We start from the raw sequence: 14,407 nt of genomic DNA, 5'->3' as shown, positions 1-14,407 counted from the left end.
CCCTCGACCACGGCCAACACCGCATCAACTACCACCACCGCCCCGAACTACTACTCACCCCACCCGAGGACGAACCACCAGCCGGACGGGACCTCGAATCGGAGTGGGAATTGCAGCCTGATCCGGAGCCCGAGCACTTCCCGCAGCCTGCCCCCGACCCGGAATGGGATCTGGAACCAGAGTGGTTGCCGGAATGGGATCTGACGCCCGACCCAGAGTGGGAGCTGAAGACCGGTTCCGCGCAGCAGATATCGCAATGGGACGATGGGGAACTGGACTGGCACACGCAGCCATGTGCGCCCGGGCAAAGCGACCCACGACTGCCGCCCGACTGGATCCTGCTCGACGACCAACCAGGCCTCACCAGCAAGGAAGTACGCGGACCCTAATCGTCACCTAATGCGGTGGCCGCCTGCGCCATGCGGACTGCACCCGCACTGGCCAGGCGCATGGCGATGGCGACGAGAATCTGCGTGCCCGGGACGATCGTGCGGAAGCTGATCACCGTCGACATCACGGTGCCGGTTTCCGTCGGCTCGACGGTGATCTGGCCCGTGTACTCCCGAAAGGGCAGCCCGGACATCAGACGGTACTGCAGGGTCGTCGGCGGTTCGAAACCCGTAATGCGTTCCCGGATAACAGGTCCAAACGTGTGAAGCGCCCGGATTGCGCCTACGCCGTTTCGATCAGGGCTGCCCGGGCTTTCCAGTACCACCCTGCGAGATGGTGTCCACTCGGACATTCGTTCATGGTTGGAGACGATGTTCCAAACGACAGCTGGGTCCGCGGCGACCCGGCGAACATCGGTATAGCGGTAGGACCGTCCCATCGGCTCAGGCAACCACGGCCGAAGTCTGCTGTCTATCAGCCGAGAGCTTGGACGCGTGCGGCGAGGGTGGCTGTAGCGCACTACTGCCTGGGCGCCTCGTTGGGCAGGCTGGAGACAGGCCTCGCCCTCCGGCACATCCTGCACCGCCGGCCGACGCTCGTGGATACGCCGGCATGGCGGGACACACCCGCCGTCCGGGGGCCGCTGACCGTGCCGATCCAGTTCAGCGCGTAGCGATTTGTACGTCAGGTACCCATCGAGGCGGTGACTGCCTGCGCGATGAACCGCACCGCGTCGTTGCGGCTCACGGACGCCATCAGTTGTGCGGCCGCTTGAATTTCCGGGCCCACCAGGCAGGTTGGTCCCGCGGTGAGATTGGCGAATGCGGCGGCCACCACATCGGCCACCGCCGCAGCGCCCAGCGGGGTCTGGTCAGGTGAATTGATCTGGCCCCGCTCAAATTCGAGCTTGCGCAGCGCCGGGGTGTCGGTCTTGCCGAGGATCAAACCGAGGACGTCAACACCCTTGTCGTGCAGTTCGGTCCACAAGGCCTCGGCGAACACCATGTCGAAGGCCTTGCTCGCGCCGTAGGCCACCATGTTCGGCCCACCGGCGAATCCGGCTCCCGACCCGAAGATGACGATGCCCCCTCGGCCCCGATCCACCATCGGCGGTGCGTAGTGGTGGCACAGTTGCATCGGCACCATGCAGTTGCGCTGCACCAGCGATTCCGCGGCGGCCAGCGGGCTAGCCAGGAACGGTTCGAAATGGGGGTCTGCCCCGGCGCAGTAGACCAGGAAGCCGATGTCGAGGTCCGCGGTGGCTTCGATCACTTCACCGGCCGCTTCGGGGGCAGCCAGATCGATTGCCAGCGTGCGGGTTTGCGCCTCGGTACGGTCCTCGATGCCGGCTGCCACATCATCGAGGACCGCCTGCCGGCGGGCCAGCAGCACCACGTTGAGACCGCGGCGGGCCAGCTCTTCGGCCATCGCCGAGCCGACGCCGTCGGAGGCACCGGCGACGAGCGCCCACGGTCCGTACTTCGCTGCGAATTCAGACATTGGTGATCCGCACCGCGGTGAAGCGTCGCCGCGCGATCCGCCAGCCGGCCGGGGTGCGGACGAGTTCGTCGTCGTAGAAGCCGACGGCGTTGACGCCGGAGTTGTTGTCTTGGGCCATGATCAACCCGTCGATGTAGGTGCGGGCCGTCGCGGTGTCGCCATCGACGGCGATGGCATGGTTGCTCAGCCGGTGCATGGTGTGCCCGGCCATCGCGTGGGATTGATCCATGAACTCGGTGACCGCGTCCACGCCCTGCCAGGTGCCGATCTCGCCGTAGTCCAGCACGCAATCGTCGGTGAACACCGTGCGGAACAGCGGCCAGTCCCGGCGGTCGATACCGGTGGCATAGCGGACCAGCACGTCGACGATGTCCAGGCGGTCCTGAGCAGTGGTCATGCGTTATCTCCGTTCGGATGCACAATGATTCGCGCCGGCCCGGCCGAGCGTCGGGACAGGTTGAGCGCGTCGGGAACCTCGTCGAGCGACACCACCATGCCGATGCTGGGTGTCGGGTCCAGCTCTGCCGAGACGATGGCATCCAACGTCCCGTACCAGTCCTGCGGCCACGGCCCGCCGCCGAACTGCAGGGTTACCCCCTGCCGGGTGGCGGTGGTGATGTCGAGGGTGTCGCCGGTGTACCAGCCGCCGGCGCAGTAGATGCGGGTGCCCATATCGGACTCCTCGACGACTTTCTGGATCAGGCCCGAGGCCCCGACGCATTCGAACACCACGGCAGGGCCCCACAGGTTGCGTTCGGCACGGAGTTCACGCCAGACCTCGATCGGTGAGCGTTCAGCCGGGTCGACCCCGACGTGGGCACCGAATTCTTTGCAGGCCAACACACGTCGATCCGCCTGGTAGTCCGAGACGATGACCGGTTCGATGCCGCGGCGGCTCAGGGCCGCCACCGCGGACAGCCCGATTGCCCCGGCGCCGATCACGATGGGGATCTCGCCGGGCTCGAGGCGGGCGCTGCGGACGTAGAACTCGCCGACTGCGAAGGCGTCGGTGAGGGCAACGGCGTCGTCGGACGCACCGGGACCCACGCCTCGTGCAATCGATTCCGACACCACGACCCGCTCGGCGAAGCTGCCGGGGGAGTCGGGGTGCTGGCCGATGATGTGTGCTCCGTCGGCGCCACCGTTGATCAGCCTGATGGGAATCGACGTGACTCGGGTGCCGACCGGGAACTGATCGGTACAGCCGGGGCCGTGCCCGATGACCTCCCCGACGAACTCGTGGCCCAGGACCACGTCTTGCCCGGGGTCGTAGAGCGAGCGGCCGGTCGGGTCGTTGAGGCCGAGTTCGGGATGGTCCATGAAATGGACGTCGGACGCACAGATCGCGGTACTGAGCACCCGCAACAGAAGCTCACCCGGGCCCGGTACGGGATCGGCGATCTCGCGCACGGTGAGTGCGCCTTCCCGCAGGACGACTGCGCGCATGGCACCTACCTATTCTCGAATAGTCGAGATAGTCTCTCGAACTGATACGTGCGAATGTAGGAACCGCCCGGAAAGGAGTCAAGGGTGCGTGGTGCGAGCTCGGCGCCCACCAGTCGGGTGCTCGATGTGATCGAGTTGCTGGCGAGCTCCGGTGACAAGCGTCTGCGGTTCTCCGATGTGGTCGGCGCGCTGGATCTGACCCAGGCCACCGCCCACGCGATCCTCAAGACATTGTGCGACCGGGGCTGGTTGATCCGTGATCCCACCGACAAGACATTCGCGCTGGGGCCGGGTCTGGCGGTGGTGGCGGCCCGGACGGCGGTGGCGCGACCACTGGCGCATGCGGCACGCATTGCCGCACAGGGGCTTTCGGATCAGCTCGGCTATGCCGCGTCTGTCGTCGAACGGGTGGCGGACGAGCTGGTGATCACCGCATTCGAAGGTGCCGGGCCGCGGCCGGCGGGTGCACCCGGCGACCGCATCCGGTACGCGCCGCCGTTCGGCGTCGCCTTCGCCGCCTGGGACTCGCCGGCTGGGCAGCGCGCCTGGATCGACCGCGCGCCCACGCCGACCGGTGCGCTCACCGACCGGCTCACCGAGGTGCTCGCACAGACGCGGGCCCGGGGGTTCGACGTCGACTGGACGACACCGGATCTCACCCGGGCAGCGCAGATGGTCGGCTCACTGCCGAGCGACGGTCTGCCCGACCACGTCCGGGGCATCACCGATCAATTGCTGGCCGAGTTCACCACGATCGGCCTTACGCCGGCTGGTGGCGCGACGGGCAAACCACAGCCCGTGGCCACGATCGCGGCCCCAGTGTTCGATCCTCATGGCCGCGTCGCGCTGATCCTGTGCATCCACCCGCTGCGCCCCATGACCGCCCGCCAGGTGGACACCGCGGGCGTGCGGGTCAGGCGGGCGGCCGATCGGCTGAGCCGACCGTGAAGGTGAACTCCGCGACGCCTGCGACGCCACCCGAAACGACGTCACCGGGTTGCATCGGACCGACCCCGGCGGGGGTTCCGCTGTAGATCAGGTCGCCGGGGGCCAGGCCGACGGCAGCTGAGATCGCGCTGATGATCTCCGGTACCGACCAGATCAGATCCTTGAGGTCGCCGCGCTGTTTGAGTTCGCCGTTGACGCGCAGCCAGATCTCGCCGCTTTCCGGATGGCCGACTTCTGAGACCGGGTGGATCGGCGTGCACGGGGCGGAGGCGTCGAACCCCTTGGCCCAGTCCCATGGCCGGCTGAGCTTCTTGGCCTCGTCCTGCAGATCGCGCCGGGTCAGATCCACCCCGACGCCGTAGCCCCAGACCAGGCTCAGCGCGTCGGCCGGTGCCACGTCGCGCCCACCGGCACCCAGCGCCACCACGAGTTCGACTTCATGGTGAAACGACGAGGTCAGTGACGGGTAGGGGACGGTGCCCTCGGCGTCGACCACCGCATCGGCCGGCTTCATGAAAAAGAACGGCGGTTCGCGGTCGGGGTCCTTGCCCATTTCCCGTGCGTGGGCCGCGTAGTTGCGTCCGACGCAGAACACCCGCCGCACCGGGAAACGGCCGGGCCCGGCGCTCACCGGGAGCGACGCCTGCGGCGGGGGCGGGATCACGAAGTCGGCCATGTGGTCCATCATTCCTGGCGAACCCCCCGCCCGAGCGTCACGCCAGTGTGGCGCTCGGCTTCGACGGCCACTCTGGCGTGGCCCTCGGCAAAGCAACGTGACTCTCGGCAAAGCAATCGGTGGCGAAAACCGGCTCGCGCCGTCGCCTATCGTTAGTGCAGTGTCTGAACGTCAGGAGCTGGCCGCGCTGCGTGCGCGTCTCGACGGCCTGACCATTCGCGACGAGGCCAGGCTCGGCCGCCGGCTCAAGAACCTGCGCGGTGCCGACCCGGCGAAGATCGCCGAACAAATAGCAGCTGCCGAAGCCCTGGTGCTCACCCGCCAGGCCGCTGTTCCGGCCATCACTTACCCGGACCTGCCGGTCAGTGACCACCGCGACGAACTCGCCAAGGCGATCAGCGAGAACCAGGTCGTGGTGGTCGCGGGCGCCACGGGATCGGGCAAGACCACCCAGCTGCCCAAGATCTGCCTGGAGTTGGGCCGTGGCATCCGCGGAACCATCGGCCACACCCAGCCCCGTCGGCTGGCGGCGCGCACGGTCGCTCAGCGCATTGCCGACGAGCTCGGCACCCCGCTGGGCGAGGCCGTCGGGTACACAGTTCGCTTCACCGACCAGGCCAGCGATTCCACCCTGATCAAGTTGATGACTGACGGCATTCTGCTCGCCGAGATTCAAAGGGACCGCCGGCTGCTGCGCTATGACACGTTGATTCTCGACGAGGCACACGAACGCAGCCTCAACATCGACTTCCTGCTGGGCTATCTGCGCGAGTTGCTGCCGCGGCGCCCAGATCTCAAGGTCATCGTCACATCGGCCACCATCGAGCCGGAACGGTTCGCGGCGCACTTCGGCGGTGCCGGAAATGGGCTCAGCAACAACGCGCCGATCGTGGAGGTGTCCGGGCGGACGTATCCGGTCGAGATCCGGTACCGGCCACTGGAAGTCACCGTCGGCGGTGCGGACGACTCCGAGGACCCGGACGATCCCGACCACGAGATCGTGCGCACCGAGCCCAGGGATCCGACCGAGGCCATCGTCGACGCGGTCCGTGAGCTGGAGTCCGAACCGCCGGGCGACGTGCTGGTGTTCCTGTCCGGTGAACGCGAGATCCGGGACACCGCAGAAGCCCTCAAGGATCTGCGGAACACCGAGGTGCTGCCGTTGTATGCCCGGCTGCCCACCGCCGAACAGCAGAAGGTGTTCCGGCCCAGCCACAGTGGACGACGAATCGTGTTGGCCACCAACGTGGCCGAGACCTCACTGACCGTCCCGGGCATTCGCTACGTCGTCGACCCGGGCACCGCGAGGATCTCGCGCTACAGCCGGCGAACCAAGGTTCAGCGGCTGCCGATCGAGCCCATCTCCCAGGCCTCGGCCGCCCAGCGCGCCGGACGCTCCGGCCGCACCGCACCCGGAGTCTGCATCCGGCTGTATTCGGAGCAGGATTTCGAATCCCGGCCCCGCTACACCGATCCCGAGATCCTGCGGACCAACTTGGCCGCGGTCATCCTGCAGATGGCTGCCCTGCAGCTCGGTGACATCGCGGATTTCCCCTTCTTGGACCCACCGGATGCCCGCAGCATTCGTGACGGTGTGCAACTGCTGCAAGAGCTCGGCGCGTTCGACGGTGCGGGGGCCTTGACCGATGTCGGACGCCGCCTGGCCCGGCTGCCGCTCGACCCGCGCGTCGGGCGGATGATCCTGCAGGCCGATACCGAGGGCTGCGTGCGGGAGGTGCTGGTGCTCGCCGCTGCGCTGTCGATTCCCGATCCGCGCGAACGCCCGACGGACAAGGAAGAGGCGGCCCGGCAGAAGCACGCCCGCTTTGCCGACGAGCACTCGGACTTCATCTCGTACCTGAACCTCTGGAACTACCTCCGCGAACAACGAAACCAGCTCTCCGGTAGTGCCTTCCGGCGGATGTGCCGGGAGGAGTTCCTGCACTACCTGAGAATCCGGGAATGGCAGGACCTGACCGGGCAGCTGCGCAGCATCGCCCGCGACATCGGGATCCGAGAGAGTGACGAGGCCGCCGAGCCGGCCGGCATCCATGCCGCGCTTACCGCGGGCCTGCTGTCCCACGTCGGGCTGCGTGAGGGCGAGGGTCGCGACTATCAAGGTGCCCGCAACTCCAAGTTCGTTCTGGCACCCGGCTCGGTGCTGACGAAGAAGCCGCCACGCTGGATCGTGGTGGCCGACCTGGTCGAGACCAGTCGGCTGTTCGGCCGCATCGCTGCGCGGGTCGAGCCGGAGGCGATCGAGCGGGTCGCCGGGCATCTGGTGCACCGCACCTACAGTGAGCCGCACTGGGAGGCCAGACGCGGCGAGGTGGTCGCTTATGAGCGGGTCACGCTGTACGGGTTGCCGCTGGTTCCCCGACGTAAGGTCGGATACGCCAAGATCGAGCCGGAGCTGAGCCGTGAGTTGTTCATCCGTCATGCACTGGTGGAAGGGGACTGGCAGACCCGGCACCACTTCTTCCGCGACAACGCCCGCCTGCGCGCCGAACTCGAGGAGATCGAGGAACGCGCCCGTCGGCGTGACCTGCTGGTCGGTGACGACGACATCTATGCCCTGTATGACGCCCGCGTCCCGGCCGACATCGTCTCGGCGCGCCATTTCGACGCCTGGTGGAAGAAGCAGCGGCACAAGACACCCGAGCTGCTCACCTTCACCCGGGATGACCTGCTGCGCTCGGAGGACGGTGCGGACAACCCCGACACCTGGCAGGCCGGCGATCTCGAGCTACCACTGACCTACCGGTTCGAGCCCGGCGCCGCCGATGACGGCGTCACGGTGCATGTGCCGGTCGGCGTGCTGGCCCGGCTCGGCGGCGACGGGTTCGCCTGGCAGGTACCGGCATTGCGGGAGGAACTGGTCACCGCATTGATCAAGTCGCTGCCCAAGGACCTGCGGCGCAATTTTGTGCCCGCCCCGGACACCGCACGGGCCATCCTCGGTGACATCGATGCATCCGCAGGGTCACTGCTGGACGAGGTGCAGCGTGAACTACGCAGGCGCAGCGGCATTCTGGTGCCGATCGAGGCGTTCGATCTCAGCAAGGTGCCCGACCACCTACGGATGACCTTCGCCGTGGAATCGGCCGACGGCAAAGAGGTGGCCCGAGGCAAGGACATCGACGCCCTGCGCGAGCAGTTGGCCGTCCCCGTCGCGCAAGCGGTGGCCGAGGCGCTGGGCGGTGAGTTGGAACGGCGCGGGTTACGAGCCTGGCCCGATGATCTCGACGAGTTGCCGCGCACGGTGGAGAACGTGTCCGGGGGCCACACCGTGCGCGGGTACCCGGCTTTCGTGGACACCGGAAAAGCCGTGGACATCAAGGTGTTCGCCAACCCGGCCGATCAGGCCGCGGCCATGCGTCCGGGCCTGCGCCGGCTGTTGCGCCAGGCCGTGCCGTCGCCGGTCAAGGCGATCGAGCGTGGGTTGAGCACGCGGACCCGCCTGGCCCTCAACGCCAACCCCGACGGGACGCTGGCCGCCCTGCTCGACGATTGTGCCGATGCGGCGGCCGACGTGCTGGTCCCCAAGCCGGCGTGGACCAAGACAGCCTTCACCGAAGTTGTCGCGCGGGCCGGTAAGGAACTCGGCCCCACCACCCAGGCGGCGGTGAGCCGCGTCGAGAAGGTGCTGGCCGCCGCGCACGAGGTACAGGTCGCGCTGCCGGAGAACCCGTCACCCAACCAGGCCGATGCAATCGCCGATATCCGATCCCAACTCGATCGCCTGTTGCCCAAGGGTTTTGTCACCACCACCGGGGTTGGCAGGCTGAACGATCTGGCCCGGTATGTGACAGCGATCCTCCGCCGGCTCGAGCGGCTGCCCCAGGCGCTCGTAGCCGACCGGGACCGGATGTCACGTGTGCATGCCGTCGAGGACGCCTACGACGACCTGGTCCGGGCGCTGTCGCCGGGGCGGGCCGCTGCCGCTGACATCCGCGACATCGCGTGGCAGATCGAGGAGCTGCGGGTCAGCCTGTGGGCCCAGCAGCTCGGCACCCCGCGGCCGGTCAGCGAGCAGCGCATCTACAAGGCGATCGACGCTGCCGCCAGGTAGTCAGAGGATGACGTGCTCGATGCGGCCGATACCGTCCAGCGTGAGCGTGAGGGCGTCCCCGGGGCGCAGCCAGTGCCCGGTCTCCATGCCGCTGCCGCCGGGCAGCGTCCCGGTACCGAACAGCTCTCCGGGACAGAGCGGTTCGCTGCGTGACGCGTGGGCCAGCACCTGCCCCAGGCTGTGTTGCATCCCGGCGCTACTGACGGTGCTGACCACCGACCCGTTGAGCGCAACGGAACCGGTGAGGGCGTCGATGCGGGGCAGGATCTCGTCGGCGGTCACGGCGGTATCCGACATCGAACTGGCGAAGTGCTTGGACTTCTGCGGCCCGAAGCCGCTGAGCATCTCCGGCCGCTGCACGTCCCGGGCGCTGAAGTCGTTGAGCACCACGAACGCACCGATGGCAGCTATCGCCTCCTCAGGCGTGGCGTTGAACAGCGGTGCGGCCAAGACGAATCCGATCTCCAGCTCGAAATCCAGCGCCTGCGAGTAGTCCGGGACGGGAACCGGCGTACCGCTCGGCACGAAACTCTGGGCGTTGGACATGTAGTAGATCGGCTGCCGGTAGAACAGCGGCTTGGGTTTGAACTGCGGCACGGGGCGCCCGGTCACGCGTTCGTACAGCGACGTCGCCCGGTACAGGCCGGGATGCAGGCGCCGGATCAGTCCGCGGGCAGCGTCGATGTTGTGCTGTTCGTAGAGCATGAAGTCGCGGAACGACACCGGCTGGAAGGGCAGCAGGTAATCGCTGTGCTGCAGTTGGCGTTCGGCCGCCGCCGCCAGCCAGTCGCCGTCGAACACCCGGCCGCCCAACGGGGTGAGGTCGGGGTGTGCAACCCATTGCCCCTCGGAATCCAGCGCTTGCACGGCCAGCCCGGTGGCGGTGCGAATGCGACGCAGCTTCATGCGTTCCGTCCGAGTTGCCGGTGCAGGAAAGCGGTGACGTACCCGGCCACCGCGTCGGGCTGTTCCAGCCAGGGCCAGTGACCCGTCCCCGGCACCGGCTGTATCTCGCAGTTGCCGAAGATCTGGCGGTAGTCCTCGGTCTGTGCGAACGGCACGTAACGGTCGTCGGTACCCCACACCACCAGGACGTCACCGCCGTAACCGGCGAGCCGATCGGCATACGGCGCAAGGGCATTCGGCCCGGTCGACCGGTACAGCTTAAGCACCGCATCAGGGGTGCCACGGGCGAACATGTGCTCGGCGATCGAATCCAGCGCATCGGCCGGCAAACCAGGATCGCGCATGGCGAGCACGCGGCGCAGCACGGCCGGATTGCCGATCCGTGAAAGCGCCTCGGCCAGAATCGGTGTGCGCCACAGCTTGGCGGCGAAGTGGTTGATCACCACCGGGGCGTTGATCAGCGTGATGCTGGCCACCGACTCGAGATGGTCGGCAGCCCACGCGAGGGCCCAGGGCCCGCCGAAATCGTGGGCGACCAGGTGTGCTCGTCTGACGCCGAGTTGGTCCAGGATCGCTCCCAGATGGGCCGCATAGGCGGGCACGGTGTACGGCCACTGGGCCGGTTTGTCGGCCGCACCGAAACCAGGCATCTCCGGGGCGATCACCCGGGTGAAACCGGCCACCGGCGACAGCAGCCGGTCCCATTTGGCCCCGGCGTTGTTGCCGTGCACGAACACCACGGCCTCGCTGGGGTCAACGCCGTCCGGGCCTGCGACGAGCACCGGCGACCGTACCCCGTCGACAGCCAGCGTGCGATGTTCGACGGGGCCGTCCATCAGCGGGATTTTACGGTTGCGCAACGCTTCCTGCGGGTTTTCGACTAGTTGACTCCGGTGGCCACCCACGGCACGCGGTCGGCGGGAATGTCGTCGAGCACCAATTCGGCGACCCGGGACCGGTGTGCTTCGGCGCTACCCAGCAGGGCGGCATCGGTGGTGGCTCGCTTGAAGTACAGATGCGCCTGGTGCTCCCAGGTGAATCCGATACCGCCGTGCACCTGGATGGTGTCGGCGGCGATCTTGGCGAACGCCGCCGAGGCGGTGGCCTGGGCGATGCTGGCCGCCAGCGCAGGGTCGTCGGTGCCGTCTGTCAGTGCCCACACCGCGTGGTACATCGCCGAGCGGGCGTGCTCGAGGTCGACCAGGCAGTCCGCCAACCGATGCTTGACGGCCTGGAAAGACCCGATCTGCCGGCCGAACTGCAGCCTCGATTTCGCGTACTCCACCGAGAGATCCAGCAAATGCTGTGCGGCGCCTACCTGTTCGGCGGCCAGCAGTGCCGACGCGACCTGGAAGGCGTGGGCGATGACGCGATCGGCCTCGTCGGGACCGGCCACCAGTTGCGCGGTGGCAGCGGTCAACGCGATGCTGGCCTGCGGCCGGGTCAGGTCGAGCGTGACCAACGGAGTGCGCTGCACGCCAGGTCCCGCCGCCTCGACCGCGTACAGGGCGACGCCCTCAGGCCCCGTGGCGGCCACCAGCAACACATCTGCGGCGCCGCCATCCACGACCCGCTCGACCGTCCCGGTGAGCGTCCCGTCTTCGGCGACAGTGACATTCACGGCGGCGGGGTCGAATACGCCCGCCTGGTCTGGGACCGCGAACGCCGCGGTGCGCGTGCCTTCGGCGAGGGCGCCGAGGAGTTCGTCGCGCACCGGACCGGTCGAGGCGGCGACCAGCGCCGGGATGGCCAGCAACACGGTGCCGAACACCGGACCGCAGGCCAGTGCCGCGCCGAGTTCCTCGACGGCGATGGCCTGGTCGACGAGTGTGCCGCCGGCTCCGCCGCCGGCCTCGGGAACGGCCAGACCGAGCACGCCGAGCTCGGTGCCCAACCGCGCCCAGACTTTCGGATCGAAACGGGGCTCGGACTCCATCAGGGTCCGCGCCGTCTGCTCACCGAAGTTCTCGGCACAGAACTTGCGGACCGCGGTGCGCAGCTGGGTCTGCTCGTCGGTGAATGCGAACTCACCTTGCTTGTCAGCCACGCGGGATCTCCTTCCACGGCATACCGGCATCGGCCCGCAGATCACCGGGCAACCCCAGGATCCGTTCGCCCAGAATGTTGCGCATCACCTCTGACGTGCCACCTTCGATCGTGTTGGCCTTGCTGCGCAGGAAGCGCTGCTGGATCGGGCCGCGCCAGTCCTTCTCGTCGGGCTCGTCGTCACGGTCGCCGGACCCGTATCCGTGATACAGGATCCCTTCGGGCCCAAGCAGATCCATACACCACTGGTAGATGTGCTGGTTGAGTTCGGCGCCGACGAGCTTGCCGATCGACCCCTCGGGTCCGGGTCCGCCTACGGTGGCCGCCGCACGCGAGCGCTCCGCCGTCAGCCGCTGGGCCTCCGAGCGCAGCCACAGTTGGGTCAGCCGGTCCCGCAGCACCGGGGTGCGCAGGTCCGGGCGTGATGCCCACAGCGCCACGGCATCCGAGATGGTCCCGGCTCCGCGACGGTTGCCGCTGCCGCCGAGGGCGCTACGCTCGTTCATCAGCGTCGTCATCGCGACATTCCAGCCGTTACCGACCTCCCCGAGCCGATGTGCGTCGGGGATCCGGGCGTCGGTGATGTAAACCTCGTTGAACTCGGCCTGGCCGGTCATCTGCCGCAGTGGTCGTGTCTCGACGCCGGGCCCGTGCATGTCCAGGACGAAATAGGTGAGGCCCTTGTGTTTGGGCACATCGGGATTCGAGCGGGCCAGCAGCAGGCCCCAGCGCGCACGGTGCGCCAGGCTGGTCCACACCTTCTGGCCGTTGAGCACCCACTCGTCACCGTCGCGGACCGCGGAGGTGGCCAGCCCGGCCAGGTCGGATCCGGCACCCGGCTCGGAGAACAACTGGCACCAGATGTGTTCGGTGCTCGCCAGCGGCCGCAGCCACGACTTCTTGAGCTCGTCGGACTGAGCGTGTTCCCGAACCGTCGGGGCGGCCATGCCGTAGCCCATCGGGTTGAGGCCCAGTGGTACCGGGCCGCCGGCACCCTGCAGAATGCGGTCGGCCACAGCCTGCAGACCTCGTGACACCCCGAGGCCACCGAGGCCCTCAGGGAAGTGCACCCAGGACAGGCCCGCGTCATAACAGGCAGCCAGGTACTCGGGGATCGGGACTTTTTTGGGATCGTGGTCGGCCACGACCTGGCGGGCGAGGTCGGCGACCCGGTCCGCATCAGCGACGCTGCTCATCCAGCCACGATAGGGAAAGGGATTCGGCGGCTCGCGGGCGGGCGGTAGCGTCACCGAACGTGGACCGAAAGCGCGTGGTGATCGCCGGGCTCGGTGACACCGGCGTCCTGACCGCGATCCGGTTGGCCCGCCGGTTCGACGTCGTCGGCATATCGGTGAATCCCGGCCTGGTCAGCGGTCAGGAACTCGGCACCCGGCTGGCCCGGCCCGACGACTGGGCGCGCGATTACTGGATCGGCTTCGACCGCTTCCGTGAACTCGACCGCGTCCGTACCGTGCACGGCACCCTCACCGGTGCCGACCTCTCCGGGCGGACGGTCGAGGTGCGCGAGGCCGACGGGACCGTGCGGACGGAACGTTACGACGCACTGGTGATCTCCACCGGGGTGAGCAATGGCTTTTGGCGGCAAGGAGTTCTGCAGTCGGCGGGCGATGTCGAGGCTGGGCTGCGGGCCGCACACGAGCGGTTGGGTGCGGCACGCTCGGTCGCTGTCATCGGCGGCGGCGCCGCGGCGGCCAGTAGTGCCGCGAACATCGCCCAACGGTGGCCCGGCACCCGGGTCGGGTTGTACTACCCGGGCGAACACCCTCTGCCGCAGCATCATCGGCGGGCCCGGCAGCGTGTTGAAAGCCGGCTGGCCGCGGCAGGGGTGACGCTGCACCCCGGGCATCGAGCAGTGGTGCCCGACGGCTTCGACGGTGGGGCCATCACCTCCGAGCCCGTTCACTTCAGCGGTGGCCAGGCGCCGGTGCAGGCAGACGCCGTGCTGTGGGCGATCGGGCGGGTGCGGCCCAACACCGCCTGGCTGCCGGCGGACATCCTCGATGAGCACGGGTTCGTGCGCGTGACGCCCGACCTCCGGGTGCCCGGTCACGACGGCGTCTTCGCCGTCGGCGACGTCGCAGCCACCGACGCGCTGCGCTCCTCGGCTCGCAACCGGGCCGACGGACTGGTTGCCCGCAACGTGGCCGCCCATTTCACCGGGGGCTCGATGCGCCGTTACCAGCCGCCGGCCAGCCGGTGGGGATCGGTGCTCGGCGTGCAACCGAATGGTCTGGAGGTGTTCGCACCCAACGGTTTTGCCTTCCGGTTCCCGTCGTGGTCGATCGACCGGGTGCTGCAACCGTGGATCGTCCGCCGCGGCATCTACCGTGGCGTGCGAGCACCCGATCGCCATCCCACCGGAAACCAGACAGCTGAGCGCTCCTGAAGCGAGCGCTCAGCTG

At 68.2% G+C, this 14,407-nt stretch carries 12 protein-coding genes and 1 pseudogene; 4 read left to right on the top strand and 9 right to left on the bottom strand.

Annotation, left to right across the window (positions count from 1 at the left end; genetic code table 11):
- Nucleotides 1-389: pseudogene (locus E0T84_RS31855) on the top strand (hypothetical protein); the annotation flags it as partial.
- On the opposite strand, the gene E0T84_RS17300 reads toward E0T84_RS31855, so the two are convergent.
- The 4 genes from E0T84_RS17300 to E0T84_RS17280 all read right to left on the bottom strand — a co-directional run bounded on the left by E0T84_RS17300 (nt 386) and on the right by E0T84_RS17280 (nt 3,336).
- Nucleotides 386-829, bottom strand: a complete 444-nt coding sequence (locus E0T84_RS17300; RefSeq protein WP_138745048.1) for an SRPBCC family protein — start codon at nt 827-829, stop codon at nt 386-388. The pseudogene E0T84_RS31855 and the gene E0T84_RS17300 sit on opposite strands and share 4 nt — an antisense overlap.
- 245 nt (nt 830-1,074) lie before the next feature.
- On the bottom strand, nt 1,075-1,890 hold the full coding sequence (locus tag E0T84_RS17290; protein ID WP_138745047.1) for an SDR family NAD(P)-dependent oxidoreductase: 816 nt from the start codon (nt 1,888-1,890) through the stop codon (nt 1,075-1,077).
- The gene (locus tag E0T84_RS17285) at nt 1,883-2,287 is read right to left on the bottom strand and encodes a nuclear transport factor 2 family protein (RefSeq protein ID WP_070945782.1); all 405 of its coding nucleotides are present in this window, start codon (nt 2,285-2,287) and stop codon (nt 1,883-1,885) included. The genes E0T84_RS17290 and E0T84_RS17285 overlap by 8 nt, the downstream gene beginning before the upstream one ends.
- Entirely contained in the window at nt 2,284-3,336 is a 1,053-nt protein-coding gene (locus tag E0T84_RS17280) for a zinc-binding dehydrogenase (RefSeq protein WP_138745046.1), read from the bottom strand. The genes E0T84_RS17285 and E0T84_RS17280 overlap by 4 nt, the downstream gene beginning before the upstream one ends.
- 117 nt (nt 3,337-3,453) lie before the next feature.
- Here E0T84_RS17280 and E0T84_RS17275 point away from each other — a divergent pair, with 117 nt between their 5' ends.
- Nucleotides 3,454-4,284, top strand: coding sequence for an IclR family transcriptional regulator (locus E0T84_RS17275; protein ID WP_138745055.1), 831 nt, complete (start codon nt 3,454-3,456; stop codon nt 4,282-4,284).
- Here the strand turns inward: E0T84_RS17275 and E0T84_RS17270 are convergent.
- The gene (locus tag E0T84_RS17270; RefSeq protein ID WP_171055063.1) at nt 4,250-4,960 is read right to left on the bottom strand and encodes a fumarylacetoacetate hydrolase family protein; all 711 of its coding nucleotides are present in this window, start codon (nt 4,958-4,960) and stop codon (nt 4,250-4,252) included. The two genes, E0T84_RS17275 and E0T84_RS17270, sit on opposite strands and share 35 nt — an antisense overlap.
- A gap of 160 nt (nt 4,961-5,120) precedes the next feature.
- Here E0T84_RS17270 and hrpA point away from each other — a divergent pair, with 160 nt between their 5' ends.
- Nucleotides 5,121-9,032, top strand: a complete 3,912-nt coding sequence (hrpA, locus tag E0T84_RS17265) for an ATP-dependent RNA helicase HrpA (protein WP_138745044.1) — start codon at nt 5,121-5,123, stop codon at nt 9,030-9,032.
- Here hrpA and E0T84_RS17260 read toward each other — a convergent pair whose 3' ends face one another.
- The 4 genes from E0T84_RS17260 to E0T84_RS17245 are packed head-to-tail and all read right to left on the bottom strand — an operon-like array spanning nt 9,033 to nt 13,180.
- Nucleotides 9,033-9,938: a fumarylacetoacetate hydrolase family protein gene (locus tag E0T84_RS17260; protein ID WP_138745043.1), complete on the bottom strand. Its 906-nt coding sequence runs from the start codon at nt 9,936-9,938 to the stop codon at nt 9,033-9,035.
- On the bottom strand, nt 9,935-10,774 hold the full coding sequence (locus E0T84_RS17255; RefSeq protein WP_138745042.1) for an alpha/beta fold hydrolase: 840 nt from the start codon (nt 10,772-10,774) through the stop codon (nt 9,935-9,937). The genes E0T84_RS17260 and E0T84_RS17255 overlap by 4 nt, the downstream gene beginning before the upstream one ends.
- Before the next feature lie 44 nt (nt 10,775-10,818).
- Nucleotides 10,819-11,985 (bottom strand): acyl-CoA dehydrogenase family protein, encoded by a 1,167-nt coding sequence (locus E0T84_RS17250; protein WP_249383671.1) that lies wholly within the window; start codon nt 11,983-11,985, stop codon nt 10,819-10,821.
- Nucleotides 11,978-13,180, bottom strand: a complete 1,203-nt coding sequence (locus E0T84_RS17245) for an acyl-CoA dehydrogenase family protein (RefSeq protein WP_070945789.1) — start codon at nt 13,178-13,180, stop codon at nt 11,978-11,980. The genes E0T84_RS17250 and E0T84_RS17245 overlap by 8 nt, the downstream gene beginning before the upstream one ends.
- 59 nt (nt 13,181-13,239) lie before the next feature.
- Between E0T84_RS17245 and E0T84_RS17240 the strand changes: the two genes are divergently transcribed.
- Nucleotides 13,240-14,391 (top strand): FAD-dependent oxidoreductase, encoded by a 1,152-nt coding sequence (locus E0T84_RS17240; protein WP_138745041.1) that lies wholly within the window; start codon nt 13,240-13,242, stop codon nt 14,389-14,391.
- The last annotated feature ends 16 nt before the right edge of the window (nt 14,392-14,407 follow it).

The sequence above is a fragment of the Mycobacterium sp. DBP42 genome (genome assembly GCF_005924235.1).
In the GTDB taxonomy this organism is placed as follows: Bacteria; Actinomycetota; Actinomycetes; order Mycobacteriales; family Mycobacteriaceae; genus Mycobacterium; species Mycobacterium syngnathidarum.
Note: the sequence above shows the minus strand (reverse complement) of the source record. Positions and strands in the feature narration are given on the sequence as shown.

What these genes read in the sequence shown, in the direction of transcription:
- E0T84_RS17300 (WP_138745048.1), bottom strand. Translation starts at nt 829, where the DNA reads ATGGGACGGTCCTACCGCTATACCGATGTTCGCCGGGTCGCCGCGGAC.
- E0T84_RS17290 (WP_138745047.1), bottom strand. Translation starts at nt 1,890, where the DNA reads ATGTCTGAATTCGCAGCGAAGTACGGACCGTGGGCGCTCGTCGCCGGT.
- E0T84_RS17285 (WP_070945782.1), bottom strand. Translation starts at nt 2,287, where the DNA reads ATGACCACTGCTCAGGACCGCCTGGACATCGTCGACGTGCTGGTCCGC.
- E0T84_RS17280 (WP_138745046.1), bottom strand. Translation starts at nt 3,336, where the DNA reads ATGCGCGCAGTCGTCCTGCGGGAAGGCGCACTCACCGTGCGCGAGATC.
- E0T84_RS17270 (WP_171055063.1), bottom strand. Translation starts at nt 4,960, where the DNA reads ATGGCCGACTTCGTGATCCCGCCCCCGCCGCAGGCGTCGCTCCCGGTG.
- E0T84_RS17260 (WP_138745043.1), bottom strand. Translation starts at nt 9,938, where the DNA reads ATGAAGCTGCGTCGCATTCGCACCGCCACCGGGCTGGCCGTGCAAGCG.
- E0T84_RS17255 (WP_138745042.1), bottom strand. Translation starts at nt 10,774, where the DNA reads ATGGACGGCCCCGTCGAACATCGCACGCTGGCTGTCGACGGGGTACGG.
- E0T84_RS17245 (WP_070945789.1), bottom strand. Translation starts at nt 13,180, where the DNA reads ATGAGCAGCGTCGCTGATGCGGACCGGGTCGCCGACCTCGCCCGCCAG.